This is a genomic window from Streptomyces sp. NPDC033131 (assembly GCF_055578365.1).
The window spans coordinates 71187-91279 of sequence record NZ_JBVIPA010000020.1 but is presented as its reverse complement, the minus strand read 5'-3'; the positions used below and the strand labels follow the sequence as shown (position 1 = coordinate 91279).

The following is a 20093-nucleotide window of genomic DNA, read 5'->3' as shown; positions in this document are numbered from 1 at the left end:
GTGGGGCTGGTGGGGCTGGTGGGGCTAGAGTTGTTGAACGGTCACCTTTTTACCTGTCCTTGACCGTGGCGCGTACAACTTTCCACGAGTTGCCCGATCGTGCTGGCGCTCCGTTGACCGGCGGACCTTCAATGGTCGGCACCATGGCTCTGCTGCCCCCCTTCATCCGCTCGTCCCGGACGCCCCGGGAGCCCTCGCGCCTCGCCGGCCCGCTGCCGGCCGACGACGAGGTTCTCCTCGACGCGCCCGACGACCGGCTCGGCCCCGCACTCGTGGCCGCCGCGCGGGGCGAGTACGAGCCCGCCGCGCTCCTGCTCGCCGCCACCCGCACCGACGCCGACTGGGAGAACCGCGACCGCTACGCGCGAAGACTCGCGGGCTTCGCCCGCTCGCGCGGCGAGTGGTACGAGGACTGGCGCAGGGCCACGCCCTACGATCCCGACGCACTGCTGATCGGTGCCCAGCTCGTGCTGGACCGCGCCTGGCAGTCACCGGCGCGGGCGGAACTGCTGCGTCAGGCGAGCCCCCTGATCACGGCGGCCGCGCACGGCGACGACCGGGATCCGGTGCCGTGGCGGATCGCGCTGGACCACGCCCGTGGCGCCAACGCCGGGCCCAAGTACTTCGAGCAGCTGTGGGAGGCGGCGGTCCGCCGTGCCCCGCACCACTACGGCTGCCACGTGGCCGCCCTGCGCTACCTCGCCGCCTCGTGGCACGGCTCCCACCACGCGTGCTTCGACTTCGCCGATCTGGCCGCGCAGGACGCTCCGGCCGACTCCCTCGTCCAGGCGCTGCCGGCCCGGACGGCTTTCTCCTACCTGACCGACGGCTGCGGCCCCGAGGTGCCGGTCGAGCGACTGGACGCGGCGGCGGACCTGGCGATCGCGCTCTCCGCCCGGTTCCCGGCCGCCGACGCCTGGCCGGCCGAGGTGCGGAACAAGCTGGTGTACGTGCTGGTACGGCTGGAGCGCTGGACGGACGCCGAGGAGCAGCTGCGCCTGATCGGCCCGTACGCCACGTCCTTCCCCTGGAGCCGGTTCTCGGACGATCCGCTCGGCCGGTTCCTGGAGGTCCGCGACGAGGTCCGCCGGAACACGGCTGCCCGCCATCCACGGAGTGAGCACGGCGGACGCGCCCACTCCGGCGACCATTAGGCTTTTGCGTCGTGACCACCGTCCGGCTTCCGCTCTTCCCCCTGAACTCCGTGCTGTTTCCGGGGCTCGTGCTGCCACTGAACATTTTCGAGGAGCGCTATCGCGCCATGATGCGCGAGTTGGTGAAGACGCCCGAGGACGAACCCCGCCGGTTCGCCGTGGTGGCGATCCGCGACGGCCACGAGGTGGCGGCGACCGCACCCGGCATGCCGGACCAGACGGCCGTGACCGAGCACGGTGCCGCGGCCGGCTTCGGCGACGACCCGGTCAAGGCGTTCCACGGGTTCGGCTGCATCGCGGACGCCGCGACCATCCGGGAGGGGGCCGACGGCACCTTCGAGGTACTGGCGACGGGCACCACCCGGGTGCGGCTGCTCTCGGTCGACGCGTCGGGCCCGTTCCTCACGGCCGAGCTGGAGGAGCTGCCCGAGGACCCGGGCGAGGAGGCGGGGGCGCTGGCGGAGGGCGTATTGCGGGCCTTCCGCCAGTACCAGAAGCGTCTCGCCGGCGCGCGCGAGCGCTCCCTGTCCACCGGCGCCGACCTGCCGGACGAACCGTCGGTGGTCTCCTACCTGGTGGCCGCCGCGATGATGCTGGACATCCCGACCAAGCAGCGCCTGCTCCAGGCCCCGGACACCGCGTCCCGGCTGCGCGACGAACTGAAACTCCTGCGCGCGGAGACGGCGATCATCCGTAATCTGCCGTCGTTGCCCGCCGCGGAACTGACGCGCGGCCGGACGAGTCTCAACTGACGTACGACCTCTGGGGAACAGGCGGAATCAGGCCGCGATGGCGAAGAAGTCGAAGAAGCAGCAGCAGCAGGCGGGCGGCACGCCCGCGACGGTGGCCCTGACGGCCGCGGGAGTGCCGTACACGGTCCACTCCTACGACCACGACCCCGCCCACCCGTCCTACGGCGAGGAGGCGGCCGAGGCGATGGGCGTCTCGCCGGAGCGGGTCTTCAAGACGCTGGTCGCGGACGTCGACGGCACCCTGACCGTCGCCGTCGTTCCGGTGGCCGGCCAGCTGGACCTCAAGGCACTGGCGGCGGCGGTCGGCGGCAAGCGCGCGGCGATGGCCGACCCGGCACTCGCGGAACGGACCACCGGCTATGTCCGCGGCGGCATCTCCCCGCTCGGCCAGCGCAAGAAACTCGCCACGGTCCTGGACGAGTCGGCCTCCGCCCACCCGACGATCTGCGTCTCGGCGGGCCGCCGCGGCCTGGAGGTCGAACTCTCCCCCGACGACCTGACCAAGCTCACCGAAGCGGTGACGGCGCCCATCGGGCGTGCGTGACCCCTCGACCCGCGGGCGTGCGTGACCCCTCCGGCCCTCGAGCGTGCGTGGCCTCTTGATCTGCGGGCGTGCCTGGCCCGTGCGGCCCTCGGGCGGGCGTGCGTGACCCCTCGACCCGCGGGCGTGCGTGACCCCTCCGGCGGGCGTTCCCCCTCGACCCGCGGGCGTGCCTGGCCCGTACGGCCCTCGGGCGTGCGTGGCCTCTTGACCTGCGGACCTGCCTGGCCCGTGCGGCCCTCGGGCGGGCGTGCGTGCCCCCTCAATCCACGGGCGTGCAACCCCTCAACCGAGGGCGGGCGTGAGCCCTCGACCCGAGGGCGGGCGAGCGTGCCCCCTCGACCCGAGGGCGGGCGAGCGTGCCCCCTCGACCTGCGGGTGTACGTGCCCTCTCGACACGAGGGCGCGCCTAGGCCCCACGACACAAGGGCGTGGCTGGCCTCTTGACCTGCGGGGGTGCCTGGCCCGTGCGGCCCTCGGGCGGGCGTGCCTGGCCCCTCGACCCGCGGGCGTGCAACCCCCTCAACCAACGGCGGGCGTGAGCCCTCGACCCGAGGTGTACGTGCCCTCTCGACACGAGGGCGGGCCTGGCCCCTCGACCCGCGGGCGTGCGTGACCCCATGACCTGCGGGCGGGCATATCCCTTCAACCCGCGGGCGCGCCTGGTTCAACCCGAGGGCGCGCCTGGCCCCACGACCTGCGGGCGGGCACACCCCCTCAACCCACCCCCGGGCACGCCTGCCCCCTCGCCCTCGGGCGTGCGTGACCCGACACCCTCGGCGTGCGTGACCCGACACCCTCGGCGTGCGTGACCCGGCACCCTCGGGCGTGCGTGACCCCTCGACGCGGGCCGGTTCCTCGGTTGAGTGCGACGGGCACGTCGAAGCGCACGCGCAAACGCGAGTGGCGCACCGAGAAGGGGCGCTCGAATCACAGGAGGCGGCCCGCCTGGTCGACGGTCAGGCCTGCGGGGTCCCGTAGCCGTCCTTCGGAACCGGGCCCTGCTGGTGGACGTACGGGTCCGGGTCCCGGGGCCCGAACAGTGCCGTCAGCCCCAGATGCACCACGAGCGCGGCCAGCGACCAGGCCATCAGGGCTCCCTTCGCCCCCAGCTCCAGCGGCGCCGAGAACGTGACCCCCTTGCCCGCGTCCTTGGCGTGCGCGATGACGTCCTGGGTCGGCCCCAGCCACATCCCGAGCCGCCATGCCAGCAGCGACGCGAGCAGTCCGCCGACGGTGAGCGCCACGACCAGGGGCGCTCCGCCGCGCCTGCGCACGAGGAACACGGCCAGCGCGCTCACCACGCCGAAGGCCGACGCCAGCAGAGTGAACGTTCCATCGACACCGATCGCCTGTTCGCCCTCGGTGTCCTTCAGGAAGACGACCCAGTTCCCCTGCTCGTCCAGACCGCCGACCAGCGGCACGTGCGGCGCCAGCCACCACCACAGCACCCCGAGCAGGACCCCGCCGAGCGCCACCGCCACCGTGATGACGACGGCCTCCCGCACCTCGGTCTTCATCCCGGGACCGTCCTGTCCGTACGAACCGTGCGCGCCGTACGGGGCGTCCGGCGCGGGGGCCGCGTACCCGGGAGGCGCGGACTGCCACGCGCTGTGCGAGGAGTGTTCGTGGGGCGGCGGAGGAGGAGTCAACGGTGCGGTCACCCTGACATCGTGCCAGGCCCGCATGTGCGGTGCGTCATCGGACGGCCGCCCGGCGGTAGGCCCAGGTGGCGACGGCCAGCGAGACCACGCCGACGCCGGCGCACACGGCGAGATCACCGAGCACGAACGCCCAGTCGGGGTTCGGCTCGAAGGTCCGGGCGAAGGCCTCGACGCCGTACGTCGACGGCAGCAGGTCCCGCGTGAACCGCACGGCCTCCGGCATCCGTTCCGCGGGCAGGACGCCGAGCAGCAGCGCCGCGGACATGCCCAGCTGTCCGAGCAGTGTGGCCAGTTCCGGACGCGGCGCGAGCAGTCCGAGCGCGGCCCCGAGCCCGGCGAGCGCGGCGCCCGCGAGCGGGATGACGGCCAGCAGCACCCACAGGTTCGCGAGCGGCAGCCCGAACAGCACGCATCCGAAGACCGCGGTGGCCACGGTCCCCGGCACGGTGAAGGACGCGTACGCGCCCGCCGCCCCGAGCACCACGGCCGCCGGCGGCACGGGGAGCGTCGCGTAGTGGTCGAGGCCGCCGCTGGCGCGCAGCTGGCCGAAGTACTGGGCGAGCAGGTTGAGCGCGACGAAGGCGACGACGAGCACCGACGACCCGGCGACCACGGCCTGTGCCTCGCCCCCGCCGTCCACGACCCCCCGCATCAGGATCATGATCCCGATCGACTGGAAGGTCGCGACGAACAGCAGCGGGATCCGCGCCACCCTCGCCCGGGACAGCTGTGCCCGGTACACGGCCGCGAGCGCCGGCCACAGCCGTGCGCGCGGTCCGAGCTCGGCCGCCTCCCGGACCGTCTCCTCCACGGCCAGGACGCTGCCCGGCAGAACCTCGGCGGGTACGACACTCACGTCGCGCGGCTCCCCTTACTCGGTTTCACTCCGGCAGTCGTCCCGTCCGGTACGGATACGGCGGTTCGTGTACTCAACGTGCTCACGTCTTCACCAGTCCTTGCCGTGCGGCGCCGCCCAGCGCCAGGTACACGTCCTCCAGGCTCGGCGTGGTCAGCGTGAAGTCGTCCAGTGCGGCGAACGCGGCCCCGCCGGTGACCGTGGCGACGACCGTACGGGCCTCCTCGGGGGCGAGCCGCAGCGTCCAGCGGCGTCCGGACTCCACGGCCCGGTCCCGCAGCGCGGCCACCTCGGGGACGTGCAGCGGGGCGGACTCGCGCCACACCAGGTCGACCCGCACCTCGCCGGCGACCTGCTCCTTGAGACCGGTGGGGGTGTCGCAGGCGATCACCCGTCCCCGGTCGAGGACGGCGACCCGGTCGAGGACCGTCTCGGCCTCGATGACGTTGTGCGTGACCAGCAGCACGGTCGTGCCGTGCTCGGCCCGGCGCCGGTCGACGGCGGACCACACCGCGCGCCGCGCCACGGGGTCCATGCCGCTGGTGGGCTCGTCGAGGACGAGCAGCGGCCGCGCCCCGACCAGCGTCGCGGCGAAGCAGGCGAGCCGGCGCTGCCCGCCGGAGAGTTTCCTGAGCGGCCGCCCGGCGAGCGGGGTGAGCCCCAGCTCGTCGAGTACGGCGTCCCGCTCGGCCCGCGCCTGTGCCGTCTCCAGCCCGCGCAGCCGCCCGGTGGTCTCGGCGGCGAGCGACACGGTCAGGTCGTCGAGGGCGGTGGACTCCTGGCCGAGGTAGGCGAGGATCCGCGAGGCCCGCTCGGGATGGCGCACGATGTCGTGGCCGAGGATCTCGACGCTGCCGCGGTCGGGCCGCATCAGCCCGGTCAGCTGCCGGACGAGGGTGGTCTTCCCGGCGCCGTTCGGCCCGAGGAGCCCGAAGATCTCGCCGCGCCTGATCTCCAGCCGTACGTCGTCGGTGGCCCTCACCTCGGGCGTTGCCGGAACGCCGCGCCGGCCCCGGGCCGCCGGATAGGTCTTCGTCAGCCCGCGCACCGCGCACACGACATCGTCACCGTGCCGAAGTGCCTGTGCCGCGCGCGTACTCACAAGGGACGAGACTACGGGGTCCGCGACGCCGGTCCGCTCCCGGGTCGGGCCCTTACGGCACATCCCGCGGTAAAGATCTCACTCCCCCGCGGGCGCGTGCTCGGCGGCCGTCCGCACGTCGATCTCCCGCCAGAACCCGGCCCGGATCGCATAACGGTCGTGCTCGTCGATCTGGTCGTCCTTGTGCGCGAGCAGCCCGAACCGCGCCGCGTACCGCAGCAGCTCCCCGTCGATCCGGTGCGGGATCCGCGGGTACATCCCGGACAGTTTCTGCAGGTGGACCTGGTCCCCGAGCCGCTCCATCCAGCGCCGCGCGAACACCTGCCCGACCTCGAACGGGTCGCCGCCGACGGTCGTGATGTCCTCCTCCCGGTCGGCCCACCGCTGCTCCGCCGTGGTCACCTGGGCGAGCGTCGGCATCGAGGCGACCTCGGGAGGCTCGGCCGCGCCGCCGGGCCGGTCGACCCACCCTTTGTCGGAGGACCAGCGCAGGGTCGCGGTCGGCGGCGGCTGGGCGGGCTGCGGGCCGGGCGCGCGCAGCGCGGCCAGGTCCTTCGGCGTGGGCACGCCCTTGGCCGCGGGGGCCCGCTCCTGCGTGCCGTTCTCCGAGACGGAGGCCGCCGGGGCGTGCTCCTCCTCGACGGGCCGCTCGGCCTGCGCGGCGTGCCTGGACTCGGGCAGCGGCGCGGAGAGGATCGCGGCGATCTCGGGCCGCGGCACGGGCGGCGGCGCGCAGATCCCGCCGACGTCCTTGGCGCGTACGGCCTTGGTGATCCACGTACGGTCCAGCACACGCCGCTCGTCGGCCTCGGCGACCAGGTCCTCGGACTGGTTGTAGTCCCCGTCGGCGGCCTGCACGGCCCACAGGTGTACGGCGACCCCGTGCTCCTTGGCGGCCATCATGCCCGGCAGCAGATCCCCGTCGCCGGTCACCAGGACGACGTCGGAGCAGGCACGGTTGCGGGCCAGTTCGGTCAGCTCGGCGTGCATCGCGGCGTCCACGCCCTTCTGGGCCCAGCGTCCGTCGCTGCGGGTCAGGGCGCCGAGCCGGACGGTGACCCGGGGCATCACGCGCAGTCTGCGGTGCTCGGGCTGCGGGACGCGGTCGGGGGCGCCGTCGAACCAGTAGATGCGCAGCAGGGGCCGTTCCGTGTCGGACTCGGCGCGTTCTCGCAGGCCCTGGATGAGGGCGGTGTGGTCGACGGTGATGCGGGACCGCGAGGGCTCCCCGGCGAGGAGACTGGCGGCGGCCCCCAGCAGATACCCGGCGTCCACCAGGACGATGCAGCGGTCCACGCGATCCACCCTCTTTCCGGGAGGTTTGCTTCGGGCTTCCTTCGAGTCTGCCCGACCGTGCGGGGGTTAACGGCCCGAACTCGATCTTCGGCGTGGCGTTTCGAGGTATCGCTCCCCGACAAGCCCTGTCACAGACGGTAATTATCCGACATGCGCTCCTTGTCAGCCTATGTGAATCTGGTCCCGGCCCTGGCCCCTAGATCCCCCACAGGAGGCAGCACCATGGCCAAGAACAAGAACCGTGAACGTAAGCAGTCGCCGTCCGAGCGTGGTCACCAGACGGTCCAGCAGCCCACGGTGGAGCCGCAGAGCCCGTCACCTGCCACGCAGGTGACACCCGGCGACATGGCCCGCAAGAGCCGCGAGAAGCGCTTCGGTCACAACTGACCTTCGCGTCACGGGCTGTTGAAACCCGGGCACACACCGAGGGGCGCATCCGATCATGGGCGCGCCCCTCGCGTACGTCAGTTGCCCGGCCGGTCAGCCGCTCAACCGGCCAGGCAGGACGGACCGAGCAGCACCTTCAGGTCGCCGAAGAGTGCCGGATCCGGCTTCACGCGGTGCCGGTCCAGGCGCAGCACGGTCGTCTTGCGCGGGCCCTGGAGCTTGATCCGGACCTCGCTGTCGCCCTTGTGGTGGCTGAGGATCTCGCCGAGCCGGCTGACCATCGGCGGGGTGACCCGGGTGGCCGGGATGGTGAGGATCACGGGCGCGTTGGTGCCCGCGTTGGACAGGTCCGGCACCTGGAGCTCCATCGCGACGAGCCGGGGCACGTCCTCCCGCTTGTCCAGGCGGCCCTTGACGAACACCACGGCGTCCTCGACGAGTTGCGTGGACACGAGCTGGTAGGTCGCCGGGAAGAACATGCACTCGATGGAGCCGGCCAGGTCCTCGACCGTGGCGATGGCCCAGGCGTTGCCCTGCTTGGTCATCTTGCGCTGGAGGCCCGAGATGATGCCGCCGATGGTGACGACCGCGCCGTCGGAGTGCTCGCCTCCGGTGAGCTGGGCGATGCCCGCGTCGGCCTTGTCGGACAGCACGTGCTCCAGGCCGAAGAGCGGGTGGTCGGAGACGTACAGGCCGAGCATCTCCCGCTCCTGGGCGAGCAGATAGGCCTTGTCCCACTCGTCGGTCGTGAACTCGACGTCGAGTCCGAAGCCCGGCTCGCTCGTCTCCTCCTCGCCCATGCCGCCGAAGAGGTCGAACTGGCCCTCGGCCTCCTTGCGCTTGACCGCCACCACGTTGTCGATCATCGGCTCGAAGTGCGCGGTGAGGCCCTTGCGGGTGTGCCCCATGCTGTCGAAGGCGCCCGCCTTGATCAGCGATTCGGTGGTGCGCTTGTTGCAGACGACCGCCTCGACCTTGTCGAGGTAGTCGGGGAAGGACGCGTACTTGCCCTTGGAGTTGCGGCTCTTGATGATCGACTCGACCACGTTCGTACCGACGTTGCGCACCGCGGAGAGGCCGAAGAGGATCACGTCGTCGCCCTGCGCGGCGAAGTTGGACATCGACTCGTTGACGTTCGGCGGGAGCACCTTGATGCCCATGCGCCGGCACTCGTTGAGGTAGACGGCCGACTTGTCCTTGTCGTCCTTGACCGAGGTGAGCAGCGCGGCCATGTACTCGGCGGGGTAGTTCGCCTTCAGGTACGCCGTCCAGTACGAGACCAGTCCGTACGCGGCCGAGTGGGCCTTGTTGAACGCGTATCCGGCGAAGGGGACCAGCACGTCCCACAGGGCCTGGATGGCCTCGTCGCTGTACCCCTTCTTCTTGGCGCCCTCCTGGAAGAGGACGAAGTTCTTCGCCAGCTCGTCGGGCTTCTTCTTGCCCATCACACGGCGGAGGATGTCGGCCTCGCCGAGCGAGTACCCGGCGATGATCTGGGCGGCCTTCTGGACCTGCTCCTGGTAGACGATCAGGCCGTAGGTGACGGCCAGGACCTCTTCCAGGGGCTCCTCCAGCTCCTTGTGGATCGGCGTGATCTCCTGGCGGCCGTTCTTGCGCTCCGCGTAGTTGATGTGCGAGTTCATGCCCATCGGGCCCGGCCGGTAGAGGGCCGAGACGGCGGAGATGTCCTCGAAGTTGTCGGGCTGCATCTGGCGGAGCAGCGAACGCATCGGGCCGCCGTCGAACTGGAAGACGCCGAGGGTGTCACCGCGGCAGAGCAGTTCGAAGGTCTTGGGGTCGTCCAGCGGGAGGGCGAGCATCTCCAGGTCGACGCCCTTGTTGGCCTTCACCATCTTGATGGCGTCGTCCATGATCGTGAGGTTGCGCAGGCCCAGGAAGTCCATCTTCAGCAGGCCCAGCGACTCGCACTGGGGGTAGTCCCACTGGGTGATGGTCACGCCGTCGGTGTGCCGCACCCAGATGGGGGCGTGGTCGACGATGGGTTCGCTGGACATGATCACGCCCGCCGCGTGCACACCCATCTGCCGGACCAGGCCCTCGACGCCCTTGGCGGTGTCGATGACCTTCTTCACGTCCGGCTCGTTCTCGTACATCGCCCGGATCTCGCCCGCCTCGCTGTAGCGGGGGTGCGAGGGGTCGGTGATGCCGTTCAGGTCGATGCCCTTGCCCAGGACGTCGGCCGGCATCGCCTTGGTGAGACGGTCGCCCATCGCGTACGGATAGCCCAGTACGCGCGCGGAGTCCTTGATGGCGTTCTTCGCCTTGATCTTGCCGTAGGTGCCGATCATGGCGACCTTGTCGGCGCCGTACTTCTCGGTCACGTACCGGATCACCTCGACGCGCCGACGCTCGTCGAAGTCGATGTCGACATCGGGCATGGAGACGCGCTCGGGGTTGAGGAACCGCTCGAAGATCAGGCCGTGCGGGATCGGGTCGAGGTCGGTGATGCCCATGGCGTACGCGACGATCGAGCCGGCCGCGGAGCCTCGGCCGGGGCCGACCGCGATGCCCTGGTTCTTGGCCCACATGATGAAGTCGGCGACGACGAGGAAGTAGCCCGGGAACCCCATCTGGATGATGACGTCCATCTCGTACTCGACCTGCTTCTGCCGGTCCTCGGGGACGCCGCCCGGGAAGCGGCGCTCCATCCCCCGGCGGACCTCCTCCTTGAACCAGGTGACCTCGGTGAAGCCGTCGGGGATGTCGAACTTCGGCATGAGGTTCTTCGCCTCGAACATGCCGGCCGTGTCGATCTGCTCGGCCACCAGGAGGGTGTTGGCGCAGCCCTCCTGCCAGGCGTCCGAGGAGTCGATGGCGTACATCTCGTCCGTGGACTTCAGGTAGTAGCCGGTGCCGTCGAAGCGGAAGCGGTCCGGGTCGGAGAGGTTCTTGCCGGTCTGGATGCACAGCAGCGCGTCATGCGCGACCGACTCGTGCGCGTACGTGTAGTGCGAGTCGTTGGTGACCAGCGGCGGGATGCCGAGCTTCTTGCCGATCTCCAGCAGGCCGTCGCGGACCCGGTGCTCGATCTCGATGCCGTGGTCCATCAGCTCCAGGAAGTACCGGTCCTTGCCGAAGATGTCCTGGTACTCGGAGGCCGCCTTCAGCGCCTCGTCGAACTGGCCGAGCCGCAGCCGGGTCTGGAGCTCGCCGGAAGGGCAGCCGGTGGAGGCGATGAGCCCCTCGGACCACTGGGAGATGGTCTCCTTGTCCATCCGGGGCCACTTCTGCAGCCAGCCCTCCGCGTACGCGTCCGAGGAGAGCTTGAAGAGGTTGTGCAGGCCCGTGGCGTTGGCCGCCCAGATCGTCTTGTGGGTGTAACCACCCGAACCGGAGACGTCGTCCCGCTTCTGGTGCGGCTGGCCCCACTGGATCTTGCGCTTGTTGCGCCGGGACTCGGGCGCGACATACGCCTCGATGCCGATGATCGGGGTGACCCCCGCCTTCTTCGCGGTGTGGAAGAAGTCGTACGCCCCGTGCAGGTTGCCGTGGTCGGACATCGCGATGTGGGTCATGCCCATCTCGTTGCACGCGTTGAACATGTCCTTGAGCCGCGCGGCACCGTCCAGCAGCGAGTACTGGGTGTGGACGTGCAGGTGCGTGAACGGCGGCTTTGACACGGCGTGGCCTCCATGGGGCAGATGCTGCGGCGCGAAGCGCCTCGTTGAGGGGCGGTGGTCGGGAGACGGGTGGGCGCTCGGCGACAGGCTGCGGACAGTCTGGGGGGACAGCGTCGAAGTCTATGCCTCGGCACTGACACCAGGAGGCGTCTCCCCCGTACCTTCGGGGAGGAGTCGTGGGCACTCCCGCGTACCGTCACACGTTGCAAGAGGACGGGCGATCCGCCCCTCATATCACGCACCACCTGCACCAGGAGGCACCCAGCGATGTCGGTCCCGCAGCTCAACGACGAGCACCGCGGCGAGGAGATCCTTGCCGTCTTCGACACCGCCTTCGGCCAGCTCCTGGCCGCCGACCCGGCGGCGTTCCGCGTGAAGTTCCGCAAGATGGCGGCTTCGGCGTTCGCGTTCTACCGGGGCACGGCGTGCCTCTTCTACCACGATCTCGACGCCGAGAACGCCGGGCGGGGTGGCGGGAGGATGCTCAGCGGCCCCTACCTGGACGAGCGCACCTCCCGCGTGTGGATCCACGGCGACCTGCACGCGGAGAACTTCGGCACGTACATGGACGCCCAGGGCCGGCTGATCTTCAACGTCAACGACTTCGACGAGGCGTACGTCGGCCCCTTCACGTGGGACCTCAAGCGCTTCTCCGCCTCCATCGCCCTGATCGGGTACGCGAAGGCGCTCGGCGACGACCAGATCACCGAGCTGGTGCAGGTGTACGCGGACGCGTACCGCGAGCGGATCCACGCCCTGGCCACCGGCGCCAAGAGCGACGAGGTGCCGCCCTTCACGCTGGACACCGCCCAGGGCCCGCTCCTGGACGCGCTGCGCGACGCCCGCTCGCTGACCCGCTTCGGCCTGCTCGACTCGATGACCGAGATCCGTGACTTCGAACGCCGGTTCGCCCCGGGCGGCGGCTCCATCGAGCTGGACGCGGCCACCCGCTACAAGGTCCTCGCCGCCTTCGACGGCTACCTGGAGACGCTGCCGGACTCGTCCCTGGCCCGCCCGGACTCGTACCGCGTGAAGGACGTCGTCGGCCGCCGCGGCATCGGCATCGGCTCGGCCGGGCTGCCGTCGTACAACATCCTCCTGGAGGGCCACAGCGACGCCCTGGAGAACGACGTCGTGATCTACATCAAGCAGGCCCAGACCCCGGCGGTCTCCCGTCACATCACGGACCCGGCGATCCGGGACTACTTCCAGCACGAGGGCCACCGCACGGTGATCTCGCAGCGTGCCCTCCAGGCACACGCCGACCCGTGGCTGGGCTGGACCGAGCTGAGCGGCACGGGCCAGCTGGTCGCCGAGGTCTCGCCGTACGCCGTGGACCTCGACTGGGGCGACATCGACGACCCGGAGGAGATCGCCGCGGTCGTCGCCGACCTGGGCCGGGCGACCGCCACCATGCACTCGGCGGCGGACGACCAGTCCGGCGAGTCCCTGGTGCCCTTCTCCACCGAGCGGGCCATCGACGCGGCCCTCGCGGCCGACGAAAACGGCCTGGCGGACCTCCTGGTCGACTTCGCGCACGGCTACGGCGCACGCGCGCGTACCGACCACCAGATCTTCGTGGACCTGTTCCGCAACGGCCGGATTCCAGGTCTGTGACGGAACGGCCGCGCACAGGAACCCTTTAGGGGTCCCTTACAGGCCCGCGTGACAGACTCTCCTCCGCTATGGACATATCCGGGACCCAGCTCAGATTCGTGCGCGCGGCGCTGTTCACGGCACTCGTCGTGACGCTCAGCACCGCGTCGCACGTCCTGCTGTCTCGGGCCCCGCTGCCGCTGAACACGGTGGCCGTGGTCGCCGCCGCCGTGTTCGCCCTCGCCTACGCGCTGGCCGGCGGCGAGCGCGGCTACGGCCGGATCGCCGCCCTGCTGATCCCCCTGGAGCTGGCCGCCGACACCGTCTTCACCACCGGCCAGCACGTCTGCTACGGCGCCGCCGGCGGCCCGGTCGCCGGCCCGCTGCGCTCCGTCGGCCTCGACCTGCTGTGCGGCGACGGCACCAGTGTCGGCGCCCCGCTGGCCCGGGCGACGGGCGCCGGCCCCGACCGCCTCGGCGGTCTGCTCGCCCACGCCGACCCGGCGACCGCCTGGCTGCTGCTCGGCGCACACGTCGGCGTCGGCCTGCTGGCCGCCGCCTGGCTGCGCCGCGGCGAGCGCGCGTTGGCCCAGCTGCTGCGGGCGATGACCGCGACCACCTTCCGGCCGCTGCTGCTGGCGGTCACCGCGGTGACCGTGACCGCCGGGCCCTCGCCCTCCGTGTGCCGCCCGCAGCGCCCCGGCCGCCGTACGACCACCGCGCGCGAGCGGATCCTCGTGCACTCCCTGGGACGGCGTGGACCGCCGTGCTCGGCCGCTTCCGCCTGAGCACCACCAGTCCCCCCATACGCACCCCGCGCACGACGTGCGCGTCCCCTTACGGAGATCACCCATGGCAAAGCGGAACAGCCAGGCCGCGAAGAGCGCAGCCCGCGAGCGGCTGCGCCAGGAGCGCGAACGCCAGGCCAAGCGCGACAAGGTCAAGCGGCAGCTCATCGTCGCCGGTTCCATAGTCGCCGTCCTGGCGATAGCCGGCGGCATCGGCTACGCGGTCGTCCAGGGCAACAAGCCCGGTTACTGGGACGCCGCGAAGGACGACAAGCTCGTCAAGCCGGCCAACACCACGGGCACGAACGGCACCACCGTCGTCATCGGCAAGAGCAGCGCCAAGAAGAGCCTGGTCATGTACGAGGACCCGCGCTGCCCGGTCTGCGCCCAGTTCGAGCAGACCGTCGGCGCGACGGTGGACAAGGGCGTCGAGGACGGCAAGTACAAGGTCGAGTACGTCGGTGCCACCTTCCTCGACAACGGCCTGGGCGGCGAGGGCTCCAAGAACGCGCTCAGTGCCCTGGGCGCGGCGCTGAACGTCAGCCCCGAGGCCTTCCTCGAGTACAAGGCCGCGATGTACTCGGCGAAGTGGCACCCGGAGGAGTCCGACGACAAGTTCAAGGACGACTCGTACCTGATCGAGGTGGCCGACACGGTCCCCGCCCTCAAGGGCAACGCGAAGTTCCAGAACGCCGTGAAGAACGGCACCTTCGACAAGTGGGCGCTGGAGATGTCGGCGAAGTTCGACGACAGCGGCGTGACCGGCACCCCGACCCTGAAGATGGACGGCAAGACGCTGACCGCCCCGAACAGCAAGAACGCGCCGATGACGGTCGCCGACTTCAACACCGCGATCGAGGCGGCCCTCAAGGCCTGATCCCGATCGCCGCTCCAAGAGCGACCGTCGGACAAAGAGCGGGCGAACTTTCGCGAGTTCGCCCGCTCTCGGGCATACCGATCAGTAACCTGATCGGCCGTGACCAGACGACACAGAGCATCCGAGCAACTCAACTCCCCGTCCCCGCGCCGCCGTACGGTCGTCAAGGCCGCGGCGGCGACCGCTGTCCTGGCCGGCCCGCTGGCGGCCGCCCTGCCCGCCCGGGCGGCCACGGACTCCCCCGCCTTCCTGCACGGCATCGCCTCCGGCGACCCGCTGCCCGACGGCGTCCTGCTGTGGACCCGGGTGACGCCCACCGCCGAGGCGATACCCGGCTCCGGGCTCGGCCCGGACACCTCGGTCGACTGGGTCGTGGCCCGGGACAAGGCGCTGACGAACATCGTCGCCAAGGGCACGGTCACCGCGACCACCGCCTCCGACCACACCGTCAAGGCGGACGTACGCGGCCTCGACCCCGCCACCGACTACTGGTTCCGTTTCTCCGCCGGGGGCACCGACTCCCCCGTCGCCCGCACCCGCACCGCCCCCGCCACCGACGCGGCCGTCGCCGGCCTGCGCTTCGGCGTGGTGTCCTGCGCCAACTGGGAGGCCGGCTACTTCTCGTCGTACCGCCATCTCGCGGCCCGCGGCGACCTGGACGCCTGGCTGCACCTGGGCGACTACATCTACGAGTACGGCACCGGCGAGTACGGGACGCGCGACACCGTCGTCCGGCCGCACGCGCCCGCGCACGAGATCGTCACCCTGGCCGACTACCGCACGCGGCACGGGCGTTACAAGACCGACGCCGACCTCCAGGCCCTGCACGCCGCCGCTCCGGTCATCGCCATCTGGGACGACCACGAGTTCGCCAACGACGCCTGGTCGGGCGGCGCCGAGAACCACACCGAGGGCGCCGAGGGCGCCTGGTCCGCGCGTCAGGCCGCCGCCAAGCAGGCCTACTTCGAGTGGATGCCGGTGCGCACCGCGATCGCCGGCACCACCTACCGGCGGCTGCGCTTCGGCAGGCTCGCCGACCTCTCGCTCCTGGACCTGCGCTCCTTCCGTTCGCAGCAGGCCGCCGTCGGCAACGGCTCGGTCGACGACCCGGACCGCACGCTCACCGGCCGCGCCCAGCTCGACTGGCTGAAGGCCGGGCTGAAGGCGTCCGACACCACCTGGCGGCTGATCGGCAACTCCGTGATGATCTCGCCGTTCGCGATCGGCTCCCTCGCCGCCGGCCTGCTCAGGCCGCTCGCCGAACTGCTCGGCCTGCCGAAGGAGGGCCTCGCCCTCAACACCGACCAGTGGGACGGCTACACCGACGACCGCCGCGAACTGCTCGCCCACCTGCGCTCGAACGCCATCCGCAACACCGTCTTCCTGACCGGCGACATCCACATGGCGTGGGCCAACGACGTGCCGGTGGACGCCGGCACGTATCCGCTGTCCGCCTCGGCGGCCACGGAGTTCGTCGTCACCTCGGTCACCTCCGACAACCTCGACGACATCGTGAAGGCCCCCGAGGGCACGATCTCCGCGGTCGCCGCGCCGGTCATCAAGGCGGCCAACCGGCACGTCCACTGGGTCGACACCGACCGCCACGGCTACGGCGTCCTGGACATCACGGCCACCCGCGCGCAGATGGACTACTACGTCCTGTCCGACCGCACCAAGCCGGACGCGACCTCGTCGTGGGCCCGCTCGTACCGCACCCGCAGCGGCACGCAGAAGGTGGAGCGGACGTACGACCCCGTGTAGCCACCCGGTGGCAGGCCCTACAGGCTGTCGAGGAAGCCGAGCGCCACCCGCCAGGTGGCCTCGGCGGCCTCCTCGTCGTAGTCGGGCAGGTCGGGGTCGGTGTACAGGTGACCGGCCCCGGCGTACCGGTACACCTCCACGTCCGCGCCGGCTCTGCCCATCTGGAGATACCAGGCGCTCAGCCAGTCGTCGGTCTCGAAGGGGTCCGGCTCGGCGACGTGCAACTGGACGGGCAGCTCGTCCACGGTCGCGTTCCCCGCGATGTCCGACGTGCCGTGCAGGAGCAGCAGGCCACGCGCCTTGTCGTCACCGAGCGCCAGGGTCTGTGCGACGGACGCGCCGAGCGAGAACCCGGCGTAGACCAGCCCGCGTTCCGAGTAGGGCGCGGCGGCCAGGACGGCCCGCTTGAGCAACTCGTCCTTGCCGATCCCGTCGTTGAAGGCCATGCCCTCCTCGACCGTCTCGAACGTACGCCCCTCGAAGAGGTCCGGCGTCCACACCTCGTGTCCGGCCGCGCGCAGCCGGTCCGCCGCGGCGCGCACCGCGGGCCTGAGACCGAAGGTCGAGTGAAAGAGCACGATGTTCATGAAGCCATGGTGCCAGCCGGGTACGACAACGCAGGTCACGGCGGTGGCCTTCGCCCGGTGCCGCGGCCCTACCCACCTTGAGCGCGAAGTCACATGTTCATGAGCGCCCGGGGCCGGTTACGTTCGTGGGCATGGAGAATCTACTCCGCCCACTGATCGTGGTCGGCGGGTCGGTCGCGCTCACGCTGGTCATCGGCTGGGCGACCGACCTGCTGCTGCGCAAGGCCGACGGACGGCACCACGAGACCCCCCTGTGGGGTCTGCTGCGCCGTGGCCGCATCCCCTACCAACTCGTGCTCTGCGCGGCCATGCTGAGAGGGGCGTACGACGAGGCGCAGCTTCTGGAACGGCACAGCATCGGCGTCGGCCGTACCCTCACGCTGGTGCTGATCGGGGCGACGGCGTGGCTGGTGATCCGGATCGCCGCCGCGATAGTGGAGACGACGTACACCCGCTACGCGCGCGCCCACCGCGACCCGGCCCGGGTCCGGCGCGTCCGTACCCAGGTGTCGCTGATCATGCGTGTGGTCTCCGCGACCGTCGGCGTGGTGGCCGTGGCCACGATGCTGCTGACGTTCCCGGCGTTCCGCGCGGCGGGCGCCTCGCTGCTGGCCTCGGCCGGAATCCTCGGCATCGTCGCCGGTGTCGCCGCCCAGTCGACGCTCAGCAACATGTTCGCGGGGTTCCAGATCGCCTTCGGCGACATGGTGCGCATCGGCGACACCGTCGTGGTGGACGGCGAGTGGGGCACGGTCGAGGAGATCACGCTGACCTTCCTGACCGTTCGGACCTGGGACGAGCGCCGCATCACCATGCCCGTCTCGTACTTCACGTCCAAGCCGTTCGAGAACTGGTCGCGCGGCACCCCCCAGATGACCGGCATCGTCTTCTGGCACGTCGACCACACCGCGCCGGTGGACATGATGCGCGACAAGCTCCGCGACATCCTGCGCGAGTGCCCCGCCTGGGACGGCCGCGCCTACGGCCTGGACGTGACGGACACCACCCCGAACACCATGCAGGTGCGGGCCCTGATGACCGCCAAGGACGCCGACGACATCTGGACGGTACGCGTCACGGTCCGCGAACAGATGGTCCGCTGGCTGGCCACGGAACACCCGTACGCCCTCCCCCGGGTCAACACGGCGGACGCGTACCTGCCCCCCCACCGCACGAACGGCCGCCCCCACCGGGACGACGTCGCGCGCGACGGGGCGGCCGCGAGCCGCGGATACGAGTCACCGCGCGCGGGCGGCTGACCCGGCGCAGCAAGCTCGTCAGCGGTGGCGCCACGCCGGCCTTCGCCGCCGCACCTACGGGCCTCCGCCAACGGCGATCAACCCCCACGGGAGAGGGCCACCTCTCGACCAACTGGAACCGGATGGTGCGCGGGTGGGGAACCAAACAGCAACCCCCACCCGCCACACCCCGCCAGATCACCGCAAACTACGCACATCCAGATGCCGCAGCACCCGGTCCACCACCTCCGGATCGGCCCCCGCCTCACTCCGCGCCGCCAGCACCTCATGCCGGGCCGCGCTCAACATCTCCCCCTGGATCCGCCGCACCCGCTTGAGCCTGCGCACCCGCTGCTCATGCGCCTCCCGCCGCTCGTCCTCCCCCACGTCCGGACTGATCCGCACCCCGATGTCGTGCGCCCGCCGCAGCATCTGCTCGGACAGCTCCTCCGGCAGCTCCTCCGTGGCCTCGATCTCCCTGAGCCGCCGCTTCGCCGCCTTCGCCGCCCGCACGGCCAGCGTCTTCTCGAACTCCTTCTCGCGGTCCGTGTCGGCCTGCACTCCCAGTCGTCTCACCAGCCACGGCAGGGTCAGCCCTTGAATCACCAGCGTGGCCATGATCACCCCGAAGGCGATGAACACGATCTCGTCCCGGTTCGGGAAGGCCGAACCGTCCTCGGTCTTCAGGGGAATCGCCAGCGCCAGCGCCACCGACGCCACTCCCCGCATCCCGGACCACCACATGACGACGGTCTCCCGCAGGCTCATCGGGATGTCCTCGTCGTGGTCCCGCCTGGCATGCAGCCGCTTGGTGAGCCAGGTGGCCGGCAACAGCCACACCAGCCGTACGAGGACGACCACACCCACGATCGCCCCCGCCCAGCCGAGCATCTCCCCCCACCGCCCGGACGCGGTCCGGATCGCGTTGTGCAGCTCGAGGCCGATCAGCCCGAAGGCGACCCCGGTGACCAGCGTGTCCACGATGTCCCAGAAGGTGTGCCCGGCGAGCCGGGTCAGCACGTCGTCGGGATCGGTGGCGTACTCGGCGAGGAACAGCGCGGTGGTGAGCACGGCCAGCACCCCGGACCCGCGGAACTCCTCGGCCAGCACGTACGAGGCGAACGGCACCAGCAGGGTCATCCCGATCTGCAGGGTCGGGTCCCCGAGCAGGTCCATCAGCTTGTTGGCGCCCCACCCCAGCACGACCCCGACGGCCACCGCCACCACGGCGGACAGCACCAGGTCCAGACCCGCCCGCCACGGCGAGAAGGTCCCGCTCACGGCCGCGGTGATCGCCACGTGGTAGAGCACGATGGCCGTCACGTCGTTGAAGAGCCCTTCGCCCTCCAGGATGGACACCAGCCGCCGCGGCAGCCCGAGTTGGCCCGCGACGGCGGTCGCGGCGACCGGGTCGGGCGGCGCGACCAGCGCGCCGAGCGCCACGGCGGCGGCCACCGGCAGCCCCGGCACGATCGCGTTGGCGACGGCGGCCACACACACCGTGGTGACGAACACCAGCGCCACGGCCAGCAGGAAGATCGGCCTGATGTTGGCCGTGAACTGCCGCCAGGACGTGCGCCGTACGGCCGCGTACAGCAACGGCGGCAACAGCAGGGGCAGGATGAGTTCCGGCGGGACGCTGACGTTCGGCACGAAGTCGAGCAGCGCGAGGACGATGCCGAGAAGCGTCATCAGCACCGGCGCCGGCAGTTTCAGCCGGTCCCCGATCGGCACGCTCAGCACGGCCCCGAGCAACAGCACGAACAACAGGGCCAACTGATCCACGGTCAGGCTCCGGGTCGTCTCGGCGTTCACACAGCAGACCTCAAGCCTGCCACGCCACCGTGTTCACC

At 71.1% G+C, this 20093-nt stretch carries 16 protein-coding genes; 9 read left to right on the top strand and 7 right to left on the bottom strand.

From position 1 onward, the window contains the following. Window positions 1–131: 131 nt before the first annotated feature. Genes ACZ5XS_RS24910 through ybaK form a run of 3 tightly spaced genes read left to right on the top strand, consistent with a single transcriptional unit; the run spans window position 132 to window position 2450 of the window. A complete protein-coding gene (locus ACZ5XS_RS24910) occupies window positions 132–1154 on the top strand; it encodes a hypothetical protein (protein ID WP_468654750.1) in 1023 nt (340 codons plus the stop codon). An 11-nt stretch (window positions 1155–1165) separates the two neighbouring features. Next, window positions 1166–1906 (top strand): LON peptidase substrate-binding domain-containing protein, encoded by a 741-nt coding sequence (locus ACZ5XS_RS24905; RefSeq protein ID WP_468654748.1) that lies wholly within the window; start codon window positions 1166–1168, stop codon window positions 1904–1906. Between the two features lie 37 nt (window positions 1907–1943). Then, on the top strand, window positions 1944–2450 hold the full coding sequence (gene ybaK / locus ACZ5XS_RS24900; protein WP_468654746.1) for a Cys-tRNA(Pro) deacylase: 507 nt from the start codon (window positions 1944–1946) through the stop codon (window positions 2448–2450). 956 nt (window positions 2451–3406) lie between these two features. Here ybaK and ACZ5XS_RS24895 read toward each other — a convergent pair. The 4 genes from ACZ5XS_RS24895 to ACZ5XS_RS24880 form a co-directional block, all read right to left on the bottom strand. Continuing rightward, the gene (locus tag ACZ5XS_RS24895) at window positions 3407–4111 is read right to left on the bottom strand and encodes an AAA family ATPase (RefSeq protein WP_468654744.1); all 705 of its coding nucleotides are present in this window, start codon (window positions 4109–4111) and stop codon (window positions 3407–3409) included. A 34-nt stretch (window positions 4112–4145) separates the two neighbouring features. Beyond that, window positions 4146–4967 (bottom strand): ABC transporter permease, encoded by an 822-nt coding sequence (locus tag ACZ5XS_RS24890; RefSeq protein ID WP_217237263.1) that lies wholly within the window; start codon window positions 4965–4967, stop codon window positions 4146–4148. Window positions 4968–5049: 82 nt separating this feature from the next. Then, window positions 5050–6024 carry an ABC transporter ATP-binding protein gene (locus tag ACZ5XS_RS24885; protein ID WP_468654872.1) on the bottom strand — a complete coding sequence of 325 codons (975 nt, stop codon included), beginning with the start codon at window positions 6022–6024 and terminating at the stop codon, window positions 5050–5052. Between the two features lie 123 nt (window positions 6025–6147). Beyond that, window positions 6148–7365 carry an NYN domain-containing protein gene (locus ACZ5XS_RS24880; protein ID WP_468654742.1) on the bottom strand — a complete coding sequence of 406 codons (1218 nt, stop codon included), beginning with the start codon at window positions 7363–7365 and terminating at the stop codon, window positions 6148–6150. A 222-nt stretch (window positions 7366–7587) separates the two neighbouring features. Between ACZ5XS_RS24880 and ACZ5XS_RS24875 the strand changes: the two genes are divergently transcribed. After that, window positions 7588–7752: a hypothetical protein gene (locus tag ACZ5XS_RS24875; protein ID WP_217237261.1), complete on the top strand. Its 165-nt coding sequence runs from the start codon at window positions 7588–7590 to the stop codon at window positions 7750–7752. A gap of 101 nt (window positions 7753–7853) precedes the next feature. On the opposite strand, the gene dnaE is transcribed toward ACZ5XS_RS24875, so the two are convergent. Next, on the bottom strand, window positions 7854–11393 hold the full coding sequence (dnaE, locus tag ACZ5XS_RS24870) for a DNA polymerase III subunit alpha (RefSeq protein WP_468654740.1): 3540 nt from the start codon (window positions 11391–11393) through the stop codon (window positions 7854–7856). Between the two features lie 267 nt (window positions 11394–11660). Here dnaE and ACZ5XS_RS24865 point away from each other — a divergent pair, with 267 nt between their 5' ends. The 4 genes from ACZ5XS_RS24865 (at window position 11661) to ACZ5XS_RS24850 (ending at window position 16415) form a co-directional block, all read left to right on the top strand. Next, window positions 11661–13010 carry a DUF2252 domain-containing protein gene (locus ACZ5XS_RS24865; RefSeq protein WP_468654738.1) on the top strand — a complete coding sequence of 450 codons (1350 nt, stop codon included), beginning with the start codon at window positions 11661–11663 and terminating at the stop codon, window positions 13008–13010. Between the two features lie 68 nt (window positions 13011–13078). Further along, complete coding sequence (locus ACZ5XS_RS24860; protein ID WP_468654736.1) at window positions 13079–13777, top strand: hypothetical protein; 699 nt, start codon at window positions 13079–13081, stop codon at window positions 13775–13777. A 64-nt stretch (window positions 13778–13841) separates the two neighbouring features. Beyond that, window positions 13842–14654, top strand: a complete 813-nt coding sequence (locus ACZ5XS_RS24855) for a thioredoxin domain-containing protein (protein WP_468654734.1) — start codon at window positions 13842–13844, stop codon at window positions 14652–14654. A 99-nt stretch (window positions 14655–14753) separates the two neighbouring features. After that, on the top strand, window positions 14754–16415 hold the full coding sequence (locus ACZ5XS_RS24850; protein ID WP_468654732.1) for an alkaline phosphatase D family protein: 1662 nt from the start codon (window positions 14754–14756) through the stop codon (window positions 16413–16415). Window positions 16416–16432: 17 nt separating this feature from the next. Here ACZ5XS_RS24850 and ACZ5XS_RS24845 read toward each other — a convergent pair whose 3' ends face one another. Continuing rightward, window positions 16433–17002, bottom strand: a complete 570-nt coding sequence (locus ACZ5XS_RS24845; RefSeq protein ID WP_468654730.1) for a dienelactone hydrolase family protein — start codon at window positions 17000–17002, stop codon at window positions 16433–16435. Window positions 17003–17133: 131 nt separating this feature from the next. On the opposite strand from ACZ5XS_RS24845, the gene ACZ5XS_RS24840 reads away from it, so the two are divergent. Next, window positions 17134–18261 carry a mechanosensitive ion channel family protein gene (locus ACZ5XS_RS24840; protein WP_468654728.1) on the top strand — a complete coding sequence of 376 codons (1128 nt, stop codon included), beginning with the start codon at window positions 17134–17136 and terminating at the stop codon, window positions 18259–18261. Window positions 18262–18438: 177 nt separating this feature from the next. On the opposite strand, the gene ACZ5XS_RS24835 is transcribed toward ACZ5XS_RS24840, so the two are convergent. After that, the gene (locus ACZ5XS_RS24835; RefSeq protein WP_468654870.1) at window positions 18439–20025 is read right to left on the bottom strand and encodes a Na+/H+ antiporter; all 1587 of its coding nucleotides are present in this window, start codon (window positions 20023–20025) and stop codon (window positions 18439–18441) included. Between the last annotated feature and the right edge of the window lie 68 nt (window positions 20026–20093).

What these genes read in the sequence shown, in the direction of transcription:
- ACZ5XS_RS24910 (WP_468654750.1), top strand. Translation starts at nt 132, where the DNA reads ATGGTCGGCACCATGGCTCTGCTGCCCCCCTTCATCCGCTCGTCCCGG.
- ACZ5XS_RS24845 (WP_468654730.1), bottom strand. Translation starts at nt 17,002, where the DNA reads ATGAACATCGTGCTCTTTCACTCGACCTTCGGTCTCAGGCCCGCGGTG.
- ACZ5XS_RS24855 (WP_468654734.1), top strand. Translation starts at nt 13,842, where the DNA reads ATGGCAAAGCGGAACAGCCAGGCCGCGAAGAGCGCAGCCCGCGAGCGG.
- ybaK (WP_468654746.1), top strand. Translation starts at nt 1,944, where the DNA reads ATGGCGAAGAAGTCGAAGAAGCAGCAGCAGCAGGCGGGCGGCACGCCC.
- ACZ5XS_RS24860 (WP_468654736.1), top strand. Translation starts at nt 13,079, where the DNA reads ATGGACATATCCGGGACCCAGCTCAGATTCGTGCGCGCGGCGCTGTTC.
- ACZ5XS_RS24865 (WP_468654738.1), top strand. Translation starts at nt 11,661, where the DNA reads ATGTCGGTCCCGCAGCTCAACGACGAGCACCGCGGCGAGGAGATCCTT.
- ACZ5XS_RS24875 (WP_217237261.1), top strand. Translation starts at nt 7,588, where the DNA reads ATGGCCAAGAACAAGAACCGTGAACGTAAGCAGTCGCCGTCCGAGCGT.
- ACZ5XS_RS24840 (WP_468654728.1), top strand. Translation starts at nt 17,134, where the DNA reads ATGGAGAATCTACTCCGCCCACTGATCGTGGTCGGCGGGTCGGTCGCG.